Genomic DNA, 18,117 nt, shown 5'->3' on the forward strand with positions numbered 1-18,117 from the left:
GGAGCGGCGGGGCTGTTAGTGTCGGCGGCATGGATCAGGATGTTTCGCAGGAAATCCAACGGGATGTAATGGACCCGGCCCGCGCTACCGCGTTCGAGGTGGCACTGGGGCGGGTTCCTGTGATCGGTGCAGGATCGCCTTTGCCCCCGTTCTTTCACCAGCTTTATTTCTGGACACCGCGCCCGCCTGAATACCTGGGCCGTGACGGGCATCCAAAAGTTGGCGGCGGGCTGATCCCTGATATGGGCTTGCCGCGCAGGATGTGGGCCGGCGGGCGCTTGCGGTTTTCAAGCCCGCTTCGTGCAGGTCTCCCGGCGGAACGGCGGTCGGTACTGGAAAGCGCGACCTCGAAGATAGGTCGTACTGGTCCCTTGGCTTTCGTGACGCTCAGGCATGAAATCTGGCAGCAGGACAGCCTGCGCCTGACCGAGTGGCAGGATCTGGTCTATCGCGAAGATCCGAACCCGGATGCACCGCGCCCACACCCGCCCGAGGCCCGCAGGGACGAGACCGACAGGCGCGAGGTCGGGTTCGATTCCACGCTGCTATTCAGGTATTCTGCGCTGACCTTCAATGGGCACCGGATACATTACGATTTGGACTATGCCCGCGACGTCGAAGGGTATGTGGGACTGGTGGTGCACGGTCCCTTGCTGGCGCAGCACCTTATGTTGTTGGCCGAAGAATTGATTGGCCCCCTGACCGGTTTTTCCTTTCGCGCCTCCTCGCCGCTGATGCATTTCGAGCGCGCAGAGCTGTGCCGGAGCGGGGACGACCTTTGGGTGCGCGGCCCGGATGGCCGCGAATGTATGCGCGCGACGGCCGAGACCTGATCAGTCAGCCAACGACCTTGCACATGGTGATCGACGTGGGGCTGTAATAGCCGGGATGGGCGGTCTCTCCGGTTTTGACAAAGCCGAGACGCGTGAACGCGATGTGGTTTTCGACCAGTTCGACCCGGGTCTGCAGTTCCAGTGTCGGCAGGCCGTGCACCACCGCGCGTCTCACGGCCAGGGTCACCAACTGCCGGGCCAGTCCGGCACCGCGTTTGTTTTCGGACACTGCCAGTTTGCCGAGGTAAAGCCGATCGGACTTGGGCGTCAGAAATACGACCGCATGTGGGGGTCTTCCGATGGTCCAGATTTCACCCTCGGTGGCTTGCTGGCGTATACTCGCTTGGGTCAGGCGGTGCACCGAGGATGGCGGATCGATCCGGCCTTCCATGAAAGCAAAGCATTCGCTGATCAGCGACAGGATTTGCGGGATAGATGGGTCATCCGGTCCAACTCGCCGCGGATTCTGGTCAGTTCCGCTCACAAGGACGCCTCGGGTCGGAAGTCATCGGGAATGTTGTTTTGATCCTCGAGGATCAGATCGGCCATCACCTCGGCCACTTTCGGGGCCATGCCAAAGCCGATCTTGAACCCGCCATTGGCAATGAACTGGCCCTTGTGCAGCGGGTGTTGCCCCAACATCGGCGCGCGGCTTTTGCTGCGAGGGCGGACCCCGGCCCAGCGGTCGATCACCTCGGCCCCATGCAGGACAGGCACCGCCCGCATGGCGCGTTCGATCACGTCGTCCAGCGCGCTGTCGGTGCTGGTCGGATCGTCATAGTCGCGTTCCGACGTCGAGCCGATCGCCAGTGTTCCATCGGCATGTGGCACGATGTGGATCGCATCCGCGAATATCTGTGACACCTCACCGGCATGGAAGCGGAGCAGCGCGGATTGCCCCTTGACGCCGTTGCCGACAGTCTTGCCATAGGCCCGGTTTAACTCTTCCAGCCCCGCAACGCCAGTTGCATGCACCACCCGACCCGAATCAGGGGCATCAGCCACGACTTCGACACCCATCACGGAAAGTGCGGCCACCAGTGCCGCACCCGCTCGCCTGGGGTGCATCCGAGCGCTCAGCGTATCGTGAATGACATGGCCAGTGACGCTGGGTGGGCACCATGATCCGAGCTTGGCCACCGGCACGACCCGCCACTCGGCCTGTCCTTGCCACAGCTCGCGTGCGGAGATCTCACGCTGTCTGGCAAGCTCCAGAGACCGAACGTCGGCAATCGGCTGAAGCCGTCCAAGGCGACCGTAGCCGGCAGATACGCCGCCCGTCGACTCAACCTGTTTCCAATAGGGTTCCGCCATGATCAGGCTTTCGAATTGAAAGGCTTTCTTGGCGTTCCAGTTCTCGGGGACATGTGGCGCCAGTGCGCCAACAAGGCCGCCACTTGATCCCGCGCCGGGACCGAAAGGGTCGACCACCTGCACCTTTGCCCCGCGTCGGGCGCAGGTCCACGCGATGGAGAGGCCGAAAACACCGGCGCCGCGAACCGTCACATCGACCATTGCCAATTCCCCGTTCCTTGTTCAGTGTCGCGCCGCCTTGCTACAGGATATCACGATGGCAGACCAGCGCGCCAAATTGACATGGACAGGGGACGCGGTGCCCGTGTCCCAACGGTTCGACGATCCCTACTTCTCGCTGCAAAACGGGCTGGAGGAAACCCGGCATGTCTTTCTGGCGGGCAACGATCTGCCTGCGCGGTTTACACCTGGCTTCCGGATTGCCGAACTGGGCTTCGGCACCGGTCTGAACATGCTGACAGTCTGGTCGGAATGGGAAAAAGCGGGGCAGGCCGGCCGGCTTCAGTTTACCAGCTTCGAGGCGTTTCCCATGGATTTGGCGGATATGGAAAAGGCGCTGCAAGCCTTTCCTGAACTTGACCAGTGGAGCAGCCGGTTTCTTGCCCATTGGCGAGGCGGCGCATGCGATCTTGGCACCTTGCAGCTTGAAGTGATCGAAGGCGATGCGCGGCAAACCGTAAGAGGTTGGGCAGGCGAGGCCGAGGCATGGTTTCTGGACGGGTTTTCCCCTGCCAAGAACCCTGAATTGTGGGAGGCGGATTTATTGGCCGATGTCGCAAACCACACAGCAACCGGTGGCACGGCTGCTACTTATACCGCAGCGGGCTTTGTCCGCCGGGGGCTGGAGGAGGCGGGGTTTACCGTCACACGAATCCCCGGCTATGGCCGCAAAAGACACATGACGCGGGCTATCAAAGCGTGACGCAAAAGAACAACATTCCGGCAGGTATTGCCCTGATGATTGGCGCGACAATCGTATTTGCGCTGCAAGACGGCATTTCGCGCCATCTGGCGGGAACCTACAATACCTACATGGTCGTCATGATCCGGTATTGGTTCTTTGCCGCGTTTGTAATTGTCCTGGCGGCACGGACGTCCGGTGGGATTCTGGCGGCAGCGCGAACCAATCAGATTGGCTTGCAAATAACTCGGGGGTTGCTGCTGGCGGGCGAAATTTGCGTGGCCGTCTTTGGCTTCACGGTTCTGGGTCTCATTGAAAGTCAGGCAGTTTTCATTTGTTATCCTTTGCTGGTCGCCGCACTCAGCGGACCGGTACTGGGTGAAAGCGTCGGTTGGCGGCGCTGGGCGGCCATCGGCGTCGGCTGTGTGGGAGTTTTGATCATTCTCCAACCAGGCATGGGCGTATTCAACCCTTGGGCGATCGTCCCTTTGATTTCAGCCTTAATGTTCGCCCTGTATGGCCTTTTGACACGCTATGTTGCCCGTCAGGACGGCACAGCAACCAGTTTCTTCTGGACCGGAATTGCCGGCGCCGTGGCGATGACAGCGGTTGGCATGTGGTTCTGGGAACCGATGATCAGCCGTGACTGGATGTGGATGGCGCTGTTGTGCGTGACCGGGGTTACGGGGCACTGGCTGCTGATCAAATGCTATGAAATGGCCGAGGCAAGCGCAGTTCAGCCCTTCGCCTATTTCCACCTGGTGTGGGCCGCCATTTTGGGCATTACCATTTTCGGAGAAACTCTGCGCACGGCTGTGATCATAGGCGCGGGGCTGATCGTTGCCGCCGGTTTGTTCACCTTATGGCGCGAACGACAGCAGCGTTGAACCGACAAGCTCCTGCGAGAATGGAATTGGCAACGCTGGTTTGCCCAGCCGAGCACGATAGACTGGCAGGCTTTCCGTGACCCGCATGACATAGTTCCGTGTTTCGGAAAACGGGATGTGCTCGATCCAGTCAATCACGTCGATCTCTCCGGCCCTTGGATCGCCGAACCGTTCCATCCACGAAATCGGTCGCCTTGGCCCGGCGTTGTAACCAGCTGCCATCATGACCACGTTGCCTCCAAGATCGGCGGCAAGGCTGGCCAGATAGTTCGCGCCAAGTTTGGCGTTGTACCTCCAGTCCGAGGTCAGCCGGTTCGTCTTGTGCCCGCTGAGAATACCTAGATCCTGTGCAACGATTTTTGCCGTGGCAGGCATCACCTGCATCAATCCGCGGGCACCGGCACCGCTGATCACAACCGGGTCGAACTCGCTTTCGCGACGAGCGATCGCGAGCGTCATTTCCTTAGCCATCGGAAGACCAAGATCGGCGATGGGGTGCACCGGATAGTAGGCTGCAGGTAACACAATGCCAGTCTGAGCAGCCCGTTTGGCGATCATCACGGCGACGTGGGGCTCGTCCATTTCCAGTGCCATGTCCCCAAGCTGCGCGGCTTGCGTTTCATCCAGGCTTTCCACCAAATGGGTGAGAAACCGCTCTGCCAGATCACGCTCGCCGGCCTGCAACAATAAAAGCCCCGCCTCCAGAACACTGGATTCGGCAAATTCCGCCTGTTTCCAATGCGGCGCGCGCCGCGGCAATGCCAAATCTGGGTCAAAAGCGCGACCTATCCGTTCGGCAGCAAGAAGCCCGTAGAAAGAGGTCTGATGCGCGGCCCCCGTGGCATAGGCTTCATAGGCTTTATCAGCATCCCCAATCTCGGCATAGGCCCGGCCCAGCCAATACCCGGCGCGGCCGACTGAGATCGGCGAGTCCACTGCTTGCGAGAAGTTCTGGAAATGGCGAACAGCGGTGCCGGGATCGTTCAGCTTGCGCAGGGCAAGGAAGCCGGCCAGCCATTCAAGTTCCGCGTAATCATACCCTAAGCCGGGGGTCATGTGGTGGCGGGACGCGATGTCATAGGCGATTTTGTCTTCACCGTTCCGCATTTTCAACCGGGCCAGGCGGGCGCGTCCTTCGGCCCATTTCCCAGGCTCACCCAGCGTCTCAGGGCTGTTTGATCGTTGCAGCATCAATTCGATGGCGCTGTCATCAAGTTCCTTCCGGTCGCGCCAGACAAATCGCTCATACGCCAGACCCGGAGAATTCGCCAAGGCTTTTGGTACTTCGGCGATCCGGGCGTCCACACCTGGCGCCATACTGCGAAGATCGATCCGTGCCCGTGCCAACTTGCGTTGATTCTCGCTGACCAAGGGCAGCATCTGCTTTGCGCTGATCAAGTGGCCATCCCACAGCATGCGGTCCAGACGCGCCTCGTGATGCGGTTTCAGCAAGGTCGAGAAATTTTCAAGGTAATTTCGTTGCAGCCCCGGCCCCATCGGCATCGTACGCCATGCCATGACGATATCCGCCTCGGCATCGCCGCGCATGCCTTTGGACATCAGTGCAACCGCGTGATTCAAGGCGCCTTCCGCTGTCTGCGGCGGGATATTGTCATAGAATTTCAGTACACGATCCGGATCGGCATTCGTAAACGAGGGCTCACTTTGCCGCCGCAGCCAATCAAGGCCGGGCCAATCCGGGCGGCGGTCCAGAAACACAAGGGCGTCACCCGATTCGCCATATCCCTGGCGTAGCCAGTGCCACACGATGATATCGCGCGCGACCGAACCGCGCTGTCCTGCCGCCTTTAACGCCTCGTTCCAGTTGTCATTCCGCATTTCGGCAAGAGCCAGCCGCAGATCGTCGGCAGTTTCTGCGCGTGCAGGTCCCGACAGGGCCATGCAGCACAGAATCACCCCCGCGATCGCTTTCAGAATGCGTGTCATCCCTTGCAATTCCCGCCAAACCAAGGATACAGCCTTTCACGATAAACCGTGCGGCGGCAGGATCAACTCACAATCTGTTCGGCGCGCATTTCCTGCGGTTCGCCCGCTTACGCTGACACTTTGGGAGCACACTTCATGTTCAAAGGCTCTATGCCCGCGCTCGTCACCCCGTTCCACAACGGCGAGTTGGACCTGGACGCGCTCAAACATCTAGTGGAATGGCAGATCGAACAGGGCTCGACGGGGCTGGTGCCAGTTGGAACGACTGGAGAAAGCCCCACGCTGACGCATGAAGAACATGAAACCGTGATATCCGAAGTGGTCAAGGCGGCTGCGGGCCGGGTTCCGGTGATCGCCGGAGCGGGATCGAACAACACCGTCGAGGCCATCCGTTTTGTGCAATTTGCCGAAAAGGTCGGGGCAGATGCGGCGCTCGTGGTGACGCCTTACTACAACAAGCCCACCCAACGTGGACTGCTGGCACATTTCAACACTCTGCATGACTGCGCAGATATTCCGATCATCATCTACAACATCCCGGGCCGCTCTGTCATCGACATGACGCCTGCCACCATGGGCGAACTTGCCAAACTGCCGCGCATCGTCGGTGTCAAAGACGCCACTGGCGATCTTGCACGCGTCAGCCAACAACGTGCCACCTGCGGACCGGAGTTCTGCCAGCTTTCGGGTGAGGACGCCACCGCACTTGGTTTCAATGCACATGGCGGGGTCGGTTGCATCTCGGTCACCGCGAACGTGGCACCGAAGCTTTGTGCCGAGTTCCAGCAGGCCACGCTTGCGGGTGACTACGCCACGGCGCTGGAATATCAGGATCGCCTGATGCCGCTGCACGAGGCAATTTTCATTGAGCCCGGCCTGGTCGGTGCGAAATATGCGCTCAGCAAAGTGGGCCTGTGCAGCGAAGAGGTTCGCTCGCCCTTAACCGGCCTCGAAGACAGCACCAAGACCGCCATAGACGCAGCCATGGCCCACGCTGGCATTCTGTAAAAGGACAAACGGCGCTTTTTCGGCGTCGCCTTCTCGCTTCTTTCTGGTCCGAAATACCCCGGGGGTCTGGGGGCAGCGCCCCCTGAGCAATCGCGAATTTTAACGTTTGCCGTAATAGAGGCCCACGACGTGTTCAGCTTGAGCAAAGAACAACCATCGAGATACAGCAACACCAGTGAGATGGGATAGTACCGCCAGCAAGGCAAACACGTGGTTGAAAGGCATCAACAGCAACAGGATTGGCAGGAAAAATGCCAAGCCAAATGCGATGATTCTAAGTTTGACGGCATGCTTTCGCCCCACGACATGTACGAATTCGCGCAGCAGATAGTTGGTGCCTGTATGCGGCGGCTCGAAGGCGCGGACTTTACCACGCGAACCCAGACCGGTTGCCGTTCCGAGGTTGGTACCTGATTGTTCCAGTGCGTGATCACCCTGTTTCCAGTAGGCGAGTTGAACCAGCGCAGCGATCAGCAACAATACCAAAGCGGCCCTGATCTGCCCGCTCAGCAATGCGCCGCCAGCCAGGCTGAACGACAGGAACATCGCGGGTGTCAGTTTCATGTTCCAGCGGGGGATAGTCTTGAGTTGAGTGTAGATCATGGAGGTGGTGAAAACCGTCGCCAGTGAAAACACCGATCCGACGAGACCCAATAGCGTCCAGCGCTGGCCAAGGAAGATCACGCCAATAGCATAGAGCCCCATGACCACAAGCGCGACAACCGCGCAAACGCCTTCGCGTGAAAGCCAGCTGGTTTTCCACTGGGTGAACGCTTTCCACGCTCTTTCCGGATGTCCGAGGTGAAAGGTCGACGCCAGAAGGCCGGCCACCGCGAGGCCGAAACCTACAGCAAACAGAACAAAAGCGACCACGCCAGACACCGCCGGAAGCCCGAGGCCAAGAAAGAACAGCAGGCCGAAGCCAAGACCCGACAGCGTGGTAAAGATGATGACGGAAGGTGCGGGATGCATCAGAGTTTCTCCAGTGCCTTGTCGAGCCAGCCAAGAAAACCTTTGGGTTCTTCGGCTACGGGTGCGAGCAGGGGGGCGAGTATGTCAATCTGGTCCTCGATCCTGTCCTTGGGTCGGGGGGGCAGGTATTTGTTAACCGGCTTGGTTCCCATTTCCGGCATCAGGTCCATGCCTCCACGTTCGGCAACCAGTTTGGAAACATCGCTTTCGGGATCCCCCAGATCGCCAAAATGGCGGGCTCCGGCCGGACAGGTGCGCACGCAGGACGGGATACGGTCCACCTCGGGAAGGTTTTCGTTGTAAATCCGGTCGACGCAGAGGGTGCATTTCTTCATCACCCCTTCGGCCATGTCCAGTTCACGCGCACCGTAGGGGCAGGACCAGGCGCAAAGCCCGCAACCTATGCAGTCACTTTCATTGACCAGCACGATTCCGTCCTCGGCCCGCTTGTAGCTGGCGCCAGTGGGGCAGACTGTGACGCAAGGCGCATCCTCGCAATGCAGGCAGGATTTGGGGAAGTGGATAAGCTGCGCATGTCCCTCTGCGGGTTGCACTTCGTAAGAATGCACCCGATTCAGGAACGTTCCCGACGGGTTGCCGCCATAGGCATCCTGATCGCTGAGCGGGGCGCCATAGTTCTCGGTGTTCCAGCCTTTGCATGAGATAACACAGGCGTGGCAGCCGACACAGGTATCCAGGTCGATGACCAGACCCATTTTGCGCTCGGTGGATTGAGGGAGCTGGGTCATTTGCCTACCTTCCAAGCCAGATTTTTCGGGCCGGTTCCGACCGGCGATTTGATCGGGTCAAAAGCCGGCTGGCTTTCACCCATCTCTTCCGGGTTCGCCGCTTTTTCAATTCTTACCTTGAGGTCGAACCATGCCGCCTGCCCGGTGATCGGGTCCGAGTTGGCCCAACGCATCCCATCACCCTTGGGCGGCAGCAATTCATGGATCAGGTGGTTGAGCAGGAACCCCTTGGTTGCTTCGGGCGCATCGGGTTCCAGTGCCCAAGCGCCTTTGCGCTTGCCGATGGCGTTCCATGTCCAAACGGTGTTTTCGTTCAGCGCGGCCATTTCCATCACAGGAACGGTGATGGAACCGTGTGGCGAAGACACTTTGGCCCAATCTCCGTCTTTCAGCCCGTGTTCCCGCATCAGCTTGGTGGGCACATACAGGGGATTGCGGCCATGCAACTGGCGTAGCCATGCGTTCTGTGTGCCCCAGGAATGATACATCGCCATCGGACGTTGGGTCAGGGCATTGACGGTAAAGCCCTCGTTGCCGGTTTGATCGGTTTCATACCAGATAGGCAGCGGGTTCAGGCGCTCCTTGATCTGCTCGCGCAGATGGTCCGGAGGCTGGCGCTCGCCATACCCTTCGGCCGCCAGCTGAAACTTGCGCATCGGCTCGGAGTAGAGCTGGAACAGATAGGGTTGCGGGCTGTCATAAATGCCCATGCCAACGGCCCAATCCTGATAGGCCGTGTTCCATGGTTTGTAATACAGCGCCTCTTCAGGCACATGTTCTATGAAAAAGCCGCCGTTTTCGATATAGCGATTCAATTGGTCGGGGTTCACTTCGCCCCTACCGGATTTATCCCCGTCCGGACCCCGGAAACCGGCGAGCGGTCCGATGCCCGGTTTGCGCTGGTGGTTGACCATATAGTCGGCATAGTCGGCGTATTTGGCCGAACCATCCTCGTTGGTGAATCCAGGCAATTTCAGCTTGTTTGCCAGTTGCACCAACACGGTTTGGAAACCGCGCACATCGCGGTCCGGTTCGATTACCGGCCAGCGAATGGCGTCGGCCGCGCCATCCGCTTCGCAGATCGGACGATCAAGCAGCGAGATGCAATCGTGCCTTTCCAGATACGTGGTGTCGGGCAGGATCAGGTCGGCATAGGCGACCATCTCGGACGAATAAGCATCCGAATAGATGATGCGCGGAATCACATACTCGCCGTTTTCATCCTTGTCAGTCAGCATGTCCATGACACCCTTGGTGTTCATGGTCGAGTTCCACGACATGTTGGCCATGTACATGAACAGCGTATCGATCTTGTAGGGGTCGCCCGCATGTGCGTTCGAAATCACCATGTGCATCAGCCCGTGGCTGGACATCGGGTTTTCCCATGTGAACGCCTTGTCGATGCGGGCAGGACTGCCATCCGCCTTTAGCGCCAGATGTTCGGGGCCACGCACAAAGCCCAGATGTGGACCATCCAGCGGTGTGTTCTTGGTTACCTTGCAGTGGGGCGTCGGATGCGCTTCGATCGGTTTCGGATAGGGCGGTTTGAAGCGAAACCCTCCGGGAACCTCGACGGTTCCGAGTATGATTTGCAGGATATGCAACGCGCGACAGGTCTGAAACCCGTTGGCATGCGCCGAAACTCCGCGCATCGAATGCATGGAAACAGGCCGCCCGATCATCTTGGCGTGCTTTTCGCCCCGGAAATCCGTCCACTCCTGGTCCAGCTCGAAAGCCTCTTCGAACGCCACGCGGGCCAGTTCTCCTGCGATGGCGCGGATACGCTTGGCGGGGATACCGCATTTTTCCGCAACGGATTCTGGGGCGTATTCTTCGCTGAGATAGCGCTCGGCCATCAGGTGAAAGACCGGGCGATGGATCACGCCGTCTTTTTCATAAACCGCCGACAGATCGGGGCGGACGCCGGACTTGTCGAACGGGGTCAGTTCGCCAGTGGCGCGGTCAATGACCAATGGCTTCCCATCTGCGTCGCGCAGAAACAGACCATTGTCGGGGCCATCCGAGGCGTTGATCAGGACCGGAGCGTTGGTGTAGCGACTGAGGTAGTCCAGATCGATCTTGCCGGCCTTCATCAGAACGTGAATCAGCGACAGGATGAACAGCCCGTCGGTGCCGGGCGTAATGCCGACCCAGTCGTCCGCCACAGCATTGTAGCCCGAGCGGATCGGGTTGACGCCGATTACCCGCGCGCCACGTTTCTTGATCTTGCCGATACCCATCTTGATCGGGTTGCTGTCATGGTCTTCGGCGACCCCAAACAGCATGAACAGCTTGGTATGCTCCCAGTCGGGCTGGCCGAATTCCCAGAATGCGCCGCCCATCGTATAGATTCCGCCAGCGGCCATGTTGACCGAACAGAAACCGCCATGGGCAGCATAGTTGCAGGTGCCGAAATTCTGTGCCCAGAAACTGGTGAAGGATTGCGACTGATCGCGACCGGTGAAGAAGGCAAGTTTTTCCGGGTCATTCTCGCGCAGAGGCTTCAGCCAGCCGGTCGCGATATCCAAGGCCTCGTCCCAACTGATTTCTTCGAACTCTCCCGAACCGCGCGGCCCCACGCGCTTGAGTGGTGCACGCAAGCGCGACGGTGCATTGACCTGCATAATGCCCGCTGACCCCTTGGCACAAAGCACCCCCTTGTTCACCGGATGATCCCGGTTACCTTCGATATAGGCGACCTTGCCGTCCTTCATGTGCACGTTGATGCCGCAACGGCAGGCGCACATGTAACAGGTGGTCCGCCGGATCTCGTCCGAGACTTTGGGCGAGGTATCTAGGATCGGCTGCTGATGGGTCATTGGCGGGTCCTGCTGGTTGGTAAAGGGAACAAGTTCTCAGGCTATTTGAGATATTGGAACGTCGTCACGGTATTTTTTGTGTTTCCGGGAGGGAGTTTTGCGTGGCCTGCAGAATGGTAACGGCAATGATCTGAGTTACGTCCTCTGCGCTGCAGCCGCGGGATAAGTCGTTGGCTGGTTTGGCGAGCCCCTGCATGACTGGCCCGATAGCCGAATATCCCCCCAGCCGCTGGGTGATCTTGTAGGCGATATTTCCGGCATCAAGATCCGGGAAAATCATGACATTCGCGTGCCCGGCGACTGTGGAGCCCGGAGATTTGCGTTCCCCAACCGACGGAACAAAGGCGGCATCGAACTGTAACTCTCCGTCCGCTTCCAGATCGGGGCGATTGGTTTGCAGAAGCTTGGTGGCCTCAGTCACCTTGTCCACGGCGGGATGTCTGGCGCTGCCCTTGGTAGAGAAGCTGAGCATCGCAATCTTCGGTTCCTGACGCAGAAGCGCGCGGCAGGACTGTGCGGAGGCCACAGCGATAGAGGCCATTTCCGATGCGTTGGGATCGATCACGAGGCCGCAGTCGGAATACAGCATCGCGCGTGCCCCCACGGTGGCGTTTTCGGGCGGGTACATCAGGAAAAAGGAAGACACCATACCAGCATCGGGTGCTGTTCCGATGACCTGAATGGCAGCCCTTACGACATCGCTGGTCGTGTGTACGGCGCCGCCCACGGTTCCGGTCGCGCGACCCGTGCGAACCAGCATGGCGGCATATGTCAAGGGATCTTGGACCGCCACGCGGGCCGCCGCTTCGTCGACGCCCTTGTGCTTGCGCAATTGATGAAAGATTCCAGCAAACTCGTCGGTAAGGTCCGATGATGCGGGGTCGTGAATGGTCAACCCGTCGCCCTGGCTTGCGCCTTCGGTCTGCAAGGTTGCCTCGACCTGGGCCTGAGGCCCAACCAGGATGATGTCGGTCAGACCCGTGTTGTGCGCGGCAAGTGCCCCTGCAACAATTCGCGGATCACTGCCCTCGCTCATCGCGACAATCGGGCGGGTGGTCGGAGGGTTTTGGCGAAGAAGATCAATGGGCAAAAGCGTCATACCAAAACCTTCAGGATGTTGAGGATCGAAAAAACGGACAACATCAGAACCACGAACTTGCGGAACTGGGATTGCGAAGTCTTTGCAAACCGATGCGTTCCGGCCCAGATACCTAGCCCAAGGATGGGAAATGCCAGAACGACGCCAAACACGGTATCTGACGTAACCAGACCATTCGCGGCCATGACCGGAAGCGTCATCAGGTCAATTCCGGTCAGAAATACGATCATCGTCGCCCGGAATACAGTTGCTGGGATGGGTTGGGCGGTCATGAAGGCCGCAACCGGCAGTCCACCCACGCCAGCGCTGTTGGCCATTCCGGCGAATATCCCGACACCGATATGACCAGAACGCCCGATCGGCCGTTGAAACTGCCAGCCGCTAAGCAGAAGCAGGCTTAGAACCAGAATCAGGCAGGATACCGCGATGCGCGCCTCCTGTTCACCCAGTCGCGCCATGACGTATACGGCCGGAACAATGGCAATCCCTGCCCCGATCAGAAGAGTGGTCGCCCGTTTCCAGTCGATATGAGGTCGGATGTCGCGCGCCTGAAAAACAGTCATCAGAACTTCGCAGCAAAACACCACGGGGATAAGTGGGATCGGATTGGTTGTCAGTGCCGCGAGGATGATGAAGATCGCGGAAAACCCAAACCCGGAATATCCGCGAATAAAGGCCGCCGCGAACAGCGCGGCGGCCAGAAAGCCCCCTTGGCCCAGTGTGAGGTCAAAGGGAAGGGTCATGTATCAGACCTGTTGCGGCTTCATGTCGGCCTTGTCGATGCCCGCAACCTTGACAGGCTTCTTCATCGCGTCGCGACGGAAAGGCTCGCCCAGTTCCTGGTTGATCATGGCCTCGATCAGGGTGGTGATACCGTTTTTCTGATCCTTGATCGCCTGGTCCAAGGCCGCGGTCAGCTCGTCCTGGGTGCGGGCAATCACGCCTTTCAGGCCGCAGGCATTGGCGATACCGGCGTAAGACACCTGAGTGTCCAGTTCGGTGCCGACAAAGTTGTCGTCGAACCAAAGGGTGGAGTTGCGCTTTTCAGCACCCCACTGATAGTTGCGGAAGACGATCTGGGTCACGGCGGGCCATTCTTCGCGGCCGATGGCGGTCAGTTCGGTCACGGCAATACCGAAGGCACCGTCGCCCGAGAAGCCGACAACCGGAACGTCCGGACAGCCGATTTTCGCGCCCACAACTGACGGCAGGCCATAGCCGCAGGGACCGAACAGGCCGGGCGCCAGATATTTGCGGCTTTCCTCGAAGGACGGGTAAGCATTGCCGATGGCGCAGTTGTTGCCGATGTCGGAAGAGATGATCGCCTCTTTCGGCAGCGCTTGCTGGATCGCACGCCATGCTTTGCGCGGGCTGAGCCAATCGGGTTTGGCGGCACGGGCGCGCTCGTTCCAGGTGGTGCCCGGATCATCCTGCTCGTGGTCCATCGAGCTCAGCTCTTGCGCCCAGGCCGACTTGGTGTGGGCGATCAGCGCTTTGCGCTCGTCGCGGCCTGCATCGCCTGCGGTATCTGCTAGTTTCTCCAGGATGGTCGTGGCAACCTGTTTTGCATCTCCGACGATGCCGACGGTGACTTTCTTGGTCAGGCCGATGCGATCAGGGTTGATGTCAACCTGGATGATCTTGGCGTCAGCCGGCCAGTAGTCGATGCCATAGCCCGGCAGGGTCGAGAACGGGTTCAGGCGGGTGCCCAGAGCCAGAACAACGTCAGCCTTGGAGATCAGTTCCATTGCTGCCTTGGAGCCGTTGTAGCCCAGAGGGCCTGCGTGCAGCGGGTGCGAACCCGGGAAGGCGTCGTTGTGCTGATAGCCACAGCAGACTGGTGCATCCAGGCGCTCGGCCAATGCTTTGGACTGTTCAATCGCGCCGCCGATGACCACGCCTGCGCCATTCAGGATGACAGGGAACTTGGCGTTGGACAGCAGTTCGGCCGCCTGATCCAGCGCCTCGGCGCCGCCTGCGGGGCGTTCAAACTCGACAATCTTCGGAAGCTCGATATCGATTACTTGCGTGAAGTAGTCGCGCGGCACGTTGATCTGGGCCGGAGCAGAGTTGCGCTTGGCCTGCATGATCACGCGGTTCAGGACTTCGGCCATGCGGGAGGGGTCACGGACCTCTTCCTGATAGCAGACGCAGTCGGCAAAAGCGCGCATCTGTTCCATTTCCTGAAAGCCGCCCTGGCCCATAGTCTTGTTTGCGGCCTGCGGAGTCACCAGCAGCAGCGGGGTGTGGTTCCAATAGGCGGTCTTGACTGCAGTCACGAAGTTAGTGATGCCGGGGCCGTTTTGCGCGATCATCATCGACATCTTGCCGGTGGCGCGGGTGTAACCGTCGGCCATAAAACCGCCAGAGCCTTCGTGGGCACAGTCCCAGAAGGTGATGCCCGCTTCTTCGAAAATGTCCGAGATTGGCATCATGGCCGAGCCAATGATTCCGAACGCGTGTTCGATACCGTGCATCTGCAGTGTTTTGACGAAGGCTTCTTCCGTTGTCATTTTCATGTGTAAGCGCTCCCAAACAGGATGAGTGAGTCCCTGAAACGGTTGTCTCAGGCGATTGCAATTGGTTTTGGCGTAACGAGGGGGAAGTCGTTAGGGCCAGTCGAGGTGGCAGGCTAAGTCCAGAGTTGCGTCATTCCCTAGGTATTGCGGCAGCAATGCATTCGATTCCTGGTGCGATCCGTTCATTTGAAATCGAGGAATAGCCTAGGCGATAGTAGTTTCTGGGACGTGCTGGTCCGGAAAAGAATGGCTCTCCCGGTTCGATGTGAACGCTTTGGCTGCGCAGGGTGTTTGCCAAGGCCGTCGTGTTGACGTGCTCGGGCGCTTTCATCCAGAGTGACGAGCCACCATAGGCGCCTCGTCCGGCGATGGTCAGGCCTTGTTGAGCGATTGCCGCCTCGATTGTCTTGCGTCGCTCCAGCAGCGCGTTGGACATGCGGCGGATTTGAGCGTCGTAGTGACCCAGAGACAGAAAATAGGCTGCAGTGCGCTGTATGTGGCCCGGTGGGTGCCGCAAGACAAGCGAGCGCAACGCGCGGGCTTCACGGATGAAGGGTTCTGAGCCGACCATGTATCCCAGCCGCAGACCGGGGAAGAGCGATTTGGAGAAGCTTCCGACGTAGATCACGCGCCCATCCTTGTCGAGCGACTTGAGGGCAGGGGAGGGGGCCCCCAGAAAAGCGAGTTCGAATTCATAATCGTCCTCGACAATCATGGCGTCGATTTCCTGCGCGCGTTGCAGCAGTTCCCGCCGCCGCGCGATCGGCATTGTCGCCGTTGTCGGGCATTGGTGGCTGGGGGTAGTGAAGATGACGTCGGTATCATCGGGAATGGCGTCTGGCGGCAAACCATCCATGTCGACCCTCAGTGTGGCCATGCGGCAGCTCGATTTCGCCAAAAGCTCGCGCAAAGCGTAGTAGCATGGGTCTTCTATTGCGGCTTTTCGATCCGCGTCCAGCAGAACGCGGGACGCGATCCAAAGGGCGTTCTGCGCCCCGAGTGTGATCAGGATCTCTTCGGGCCTGGCTGTAATCCCACGTCGGGGCAGTGTGTGGCGGGCGATGAATTCAATGAGTAAGGGATCGTCTTCGTCGACATAATCTGCCGTGAGCGATGCAAAATCCTTGTGCCCCAGTGCACGGACTGCACATAACCGCCAGTTGGCGTGATCAAAGAGCGTAGGATCTGCCTGACCATAGATGAAGGGATAGCGAAAGTTGCGCCAGTCCCGCGGCTTGGGCAAAACATCACCGCCGGAAAACCGGCGTGCGATCGAATGACCCCAATTTACCGTCTCCTCACCGCGTTGCATCGGTGAATAGGTCGGCGGGACAGGTGCATTTTCCGAAACGTAATAGCCTGACCGCCCTTTTGATACGAGATAATCGTTCGCCAAAAGCTCGGTATATGCCAATGTCACCGTGATGCGACTGACACCCAGATGGCTGGCAAGCTTTCTTGATGAGGGCAGTTTTTCGCCCACGTGAAAACGTCCGGACAGAATGCCCTCGGCAATCATCTGTTGAATCTGGGCTTGTAGCGTGCCTTGTCCGTCAGATTTCAGAAAGAATGTGTCGACCGATATCCCCATGAGGTTACCTTAGAGTGGACCTAATTTGGGTGCAATCTGGACTTACCGAGTGGAGGCAGAATTTTCGGTTTTTGGTGGGTTGATTTGAGTTTTAAAACTATATAACTAGAAATATAGTTATAACTGGAGCCTGAAAATGTGGGAAACAGCTGCTGCAGGGTTTTCGGCCATGGGGTCGGAAGCGCGACTGAAAGTTCTGAAGACGTTGGTTCGGGCAGGTGTGCCAGGTTTGTCCGTCGGCGAAATCCAGAACCGTACCGGGATTCCGCCATCAACGCTTGCTCATCATCTCAAGTTCCTTGCTGCTGGCGGTGTGGTCGAGCAGGAAAAACAAGGTCGAAGCACCATCAACAGGGCTCGGTTCGAAGAGTTGAGGAAGCTTGCGGACTTCATCCTGAGCGAATGCTGTGCGGACACCCAATCAAAGGCGGCAAACGATGGCTGATTTGACACAAACGCCGGTTCGACCTGCAAAAGTGCTTTTTACCTACCTAAAAACACCGTGGTCGGCGATTGCAATGATCCTGGCTTGTGTCGCGGTCCTCGATCCGGGAAACTGGGGACTGGTTGTGACATTTGCGGCGAAGGCCCTGGCCCATACTGGCCAGTACATTTTGTTCGCGGTGCTGCTTCTGGCATACCTCAAGGCAACCGGTGCCGAAGTCCTGATCGCGCGCGCCTTTGAAGGGCGAGAGTCTCGAATGATCATATTGGCCGCCCTGATCGGGGGGTTGGCACCGTTCTGTTCCTGCGAGGTTATTCCATTCATCGCGGGGCTTCTGGCTTTGGGTGCGCCATTGTCGGCAGTCATGGCCTTTTGGCTCAGTTCACCTTTGATCGACCCGCCGACCCTGCTGATCACGGCAAGTGCCCTGGGATGGCCTTTTGCCATCGGCAAGGCCGTGGCAGCGGTGGGATTGGGCCTGTTCGGTGGTTTTGTCGTCAGGGCATTGATGGCCCGTGGTGTGTTCGCGGCCCCGTTGCGCGTGTACAAACCTGCAGGATGCTGTGGATGCGGGCTCAAAAAAGCAGATATGCCGATGTGGCAGTTCTGGCAGGACCCGGAACGCAGAACCCGGTTTCGCGCCGAATTCGTTCACAACGGTTTCTTCCTGCTGAAATGGCTGGCATTGGCCTATGTGCTGGAAGCCTTGTTGGTCATCTATGTTCCCGCCGATTTGATCGCCGGTGTCGTCGGGGGCGAAGGGGTGGGGCCGATTGTCGTGGCAGCTCTGGTTGGCATGCCGGCCTATTTGAATTCGTACGTCGCGCCGCCCTTGTTGGCTGGACTTGTGGAGCAGGGGATGAGCGCGGGCGCCGCGATGGCCTTTATGGTCGCGGGTGCGGTCAGCTCCATTCCGGCAATGGCGGCGGTCTGGTCGCTCGTCAAACCCAGAGTCTTTGTGATGTATCTTGGGCTTGGTATAAGTGGCGCGATCGTCGCCGGGGTCACGTTCCAATTGATTATCTGAAAAAGA

16 protein-coding genes are annotated in these 18,117 nt (G+C 58.9%); 6 read left to right on the plus strand and 10 right to left on the minus strand.

All coding sequences use genetic code 11. The annotated features are described in order from the left end of the window. The first annotated feature begins 29 nt into the window (after nt 1-29). Nucleotides 30-833: an HTD2 family dehydratase gene (locus ACR0LZ_RS04640; RefSeq protein WP_480748603.1), complete on the plus strand. Its 804-nt coding sequence runs from the start codon at nt 30-32 to the stop codon at nt 831-833. Between the two features lie 4 nt (nt 834-837). On the opposite strand, the gene ACR0LZ_RS04645 is transcribed toward ACR0LZ_RS04640, so the two are convergent. Then, on the minus strand, nt 838-1,317 hold the full coding sequence (locus ACR0LZ_RS04645) for a GNAT family N-acetyltransferase (RefSeq protein ID WP_480748604.1): 480 nt from the start codon (nt 1,315-1,317) through the stop codon (nt 838-840). Continuing rightward, on the minus strand, nt 1,314-2,348 hold the full coding sequence (locus ACR0LZ_RS04650; RefSeq protein WP_480748605.1) for an NAD(P)/FAD-dependent oxidoreductase: 1,035 nt from the start codon (nt 2,346-2,348) through the stop codon (nt 1,314-1,316). Before ACR0LZ_RS04650 ends, ACR0LZ_RS04645 begins: the two co-directional genes overlap by 4 nt. 55 nt (nt 2,349-2,403) lie before the next feature. Between ACR0LZ_RS04650 and mnmC2 the strand changes: the two genes are divergently transcribed. Continuing rightward, on the plus strand, nt 2,404-3,069 hold the full coding sequence (mnmC2, locus tag ACR0LZ_RS04655) for a tRNA (5-methylaminomethyl-2-thiouridine)(34)-methyltransferase MnmC2 (protein WP_480748606.1): 666 nt from the start codon (nt 2,404-2,406) through the stop codon (nt 3,067-3,069). Between the two features lie 35 nt (nt 3,070-3,104). Beyond that, complete coding sequence (locus ACR0LZ_RS04660; protein WP_480748785.1) at nt 3,105-3,935, plus strand: DMT family transporter; 831 nt, start codon at nt 3,105-3,107, stop codon at nt 3,933-3,935. Here ACR0LZ_RS04660 and ACR0LZ_RS04665 read toward each other — a convergent pair. Next, nucleotides 3,909-5,882: a lytic transglycosylase domain-containing protein gene (locus ACR0LZ_RS04665; RefSeq protein WP_480748607.1), complete on the minus strand. Its 1,974-nt coding sequence runs from the start codon at nt 5,880-5,882 to the stop codon at nt 3,909-3,911. The two genes, ACR0LZ_RS04660 and ACR0LZ_RS04665, sit on opposite strands and share 27 nt — an antisense overlap. Before the next feature lie 135 nt (nt 5,883-6,017). On the opposite strand from ACR0LZ_RS04665, the gene dapA reads away from it, so the two are divergent. Next, nucleotides 6,018-6,890 carry a 4-hydroxy-tetrahydrodipicolinate synthase gene (gene dapA / locus ACR0LZ_RS04670; protein WP_480748608.1) on the plus strand — a complete coding sequence of 291 codons (873 nt, stop codon included), beginning with the start codon at nt 6,018-6,020 and terminating at the stop codon, nt 6,888-6,890. 99 nt (nt 6,891-6,989) lie between these two features. On the opposite strand, the gene ACR0LZ_RS04675 is transcribed toward dapA, so the two are convergent. From ACR0LZ_RS04675 to pdxR, 7 genes are all read right to left on the minus strand, one after another. Further along, entirely contained in the window at nt 6,990-7,862 is an 873-nt protein-coding gene (locus tag ACR0LZ_RS04675; protein ID WP_480748609.1) for a dimethyl sulfoxide reductase anchor subunit family protein, read from the minus strand. Next, entirely contained in the window at nt 7,862-8,611 is a 750-nt protein-coding gene (locus ACR0LZ_RS04680; protein ID WP_480748610.1) for a 4Fe-4S dicluster domain-containing protein, read from the minus strand. Before ACR0LZ_RS04680 ends, ACR0LZ_RS04675 begins: the two co-directional genes overlap by 1 nt. After that, entirely contained in the window at nt 8,608-11,430 is a 2,823-nt protein-coding gene (locus tag ACR0LZ_RS04685; RefSeq protein ID WP_480748611.1) for a molybdopterin oxidoreductase family protein, read from the minus strand. The genes ACR0LZ_RS04680 and ACR0LZ_RS04685 overlap by 4 nt, the downstream gene beginning before the upstream one ends. Before the next feature lie 64 nt (nt 11,431-11,494). Further along, nucleotides 11,495-12,529: a phosphate acetyltransferase gene (gene pta, locus ACR0LZ_RS04690; RefSeq protein ID WP_480748612.1), complete on the minus strand. Its 1,035-nt coding sequence runs from the start codon at nt 12,527-12,529 to the stop codon at nt 11,495-11,497. Further along, nucleotides 12,526-13,272 (minus strand): sulfite exporter TauE/SafE family protein, encoded by a 747-nt coding sequence (locus tag ACR0LZ_RS04695; protein ID WP_480748613.1) that lies wholly within the window; start codon nt 13,270-13,272, stop codon nt 12,526-12,528. Before ACR0LZ_RS04695 ends, pta begins: the two co-directional genes overlap by 4 nt. Nucleotides 13,273-13,275: 3 nt before the next feature. After that, complete coding sequence (gene xsc / locus ACR0LZ_RS04700) at nt 13,276-15,048, minus strand: sulfoacetaldehyde acetyltransferase (RefSeq protein WP_480748614.1); 1,773 nt, start codon at nt 15,046-15,048, stop codon at nt 13,276-13,278. Between the two features lie 130 nt (nt 15,049-15,178). Next, nucleotides 15,179-16,639, minus strand: coding sequence for a MocR-like pyridoxine biosynthesis transcription factor PdxR (gene pdxR / locus ACR0LZ_RS04705; protein ID WP_480748615.1), 1,461 nt, complete (start codon nt 16,637-16,639; stop codon nt 15,179-15,181). Nucleotides 16,640-16,775: 136 nt separating this feature from the next. Here pdxR and ACR0LZ_RS04710 point away from each other — a divergent pair, with 136 nt between their 5' ends. After that, a complete protein-coding gene (locus ACR0LZ_RS04710) occupies nt 16,776-17,084 on the plus strand; it encodes an ArsR/SmtB family transcription factor (protein WP_480748616.1) in 309 nt (102 codons plus the stop codon). Beyond that, nucleotides 17,077-18,111, plus strand: a complete 1,035-nt coding sequence (locus tag ACR0LZ_RS04715) for a permease (RefSeq protein ID WP_480748617.1) — start codon at nt 17,077-17,079, stop codon at nt 18,109-18,111. Before ACR0LZ_RS04710 ends, ACR0LZ_RS04715 begins: the two co-directional genes overlap by 8 nt. Nucleotides 18,112-18,117: the final 6 nt, after the last annotated feature.

Source organism: Ruegeria sp. CI1 (assembly GCF_056536925.1).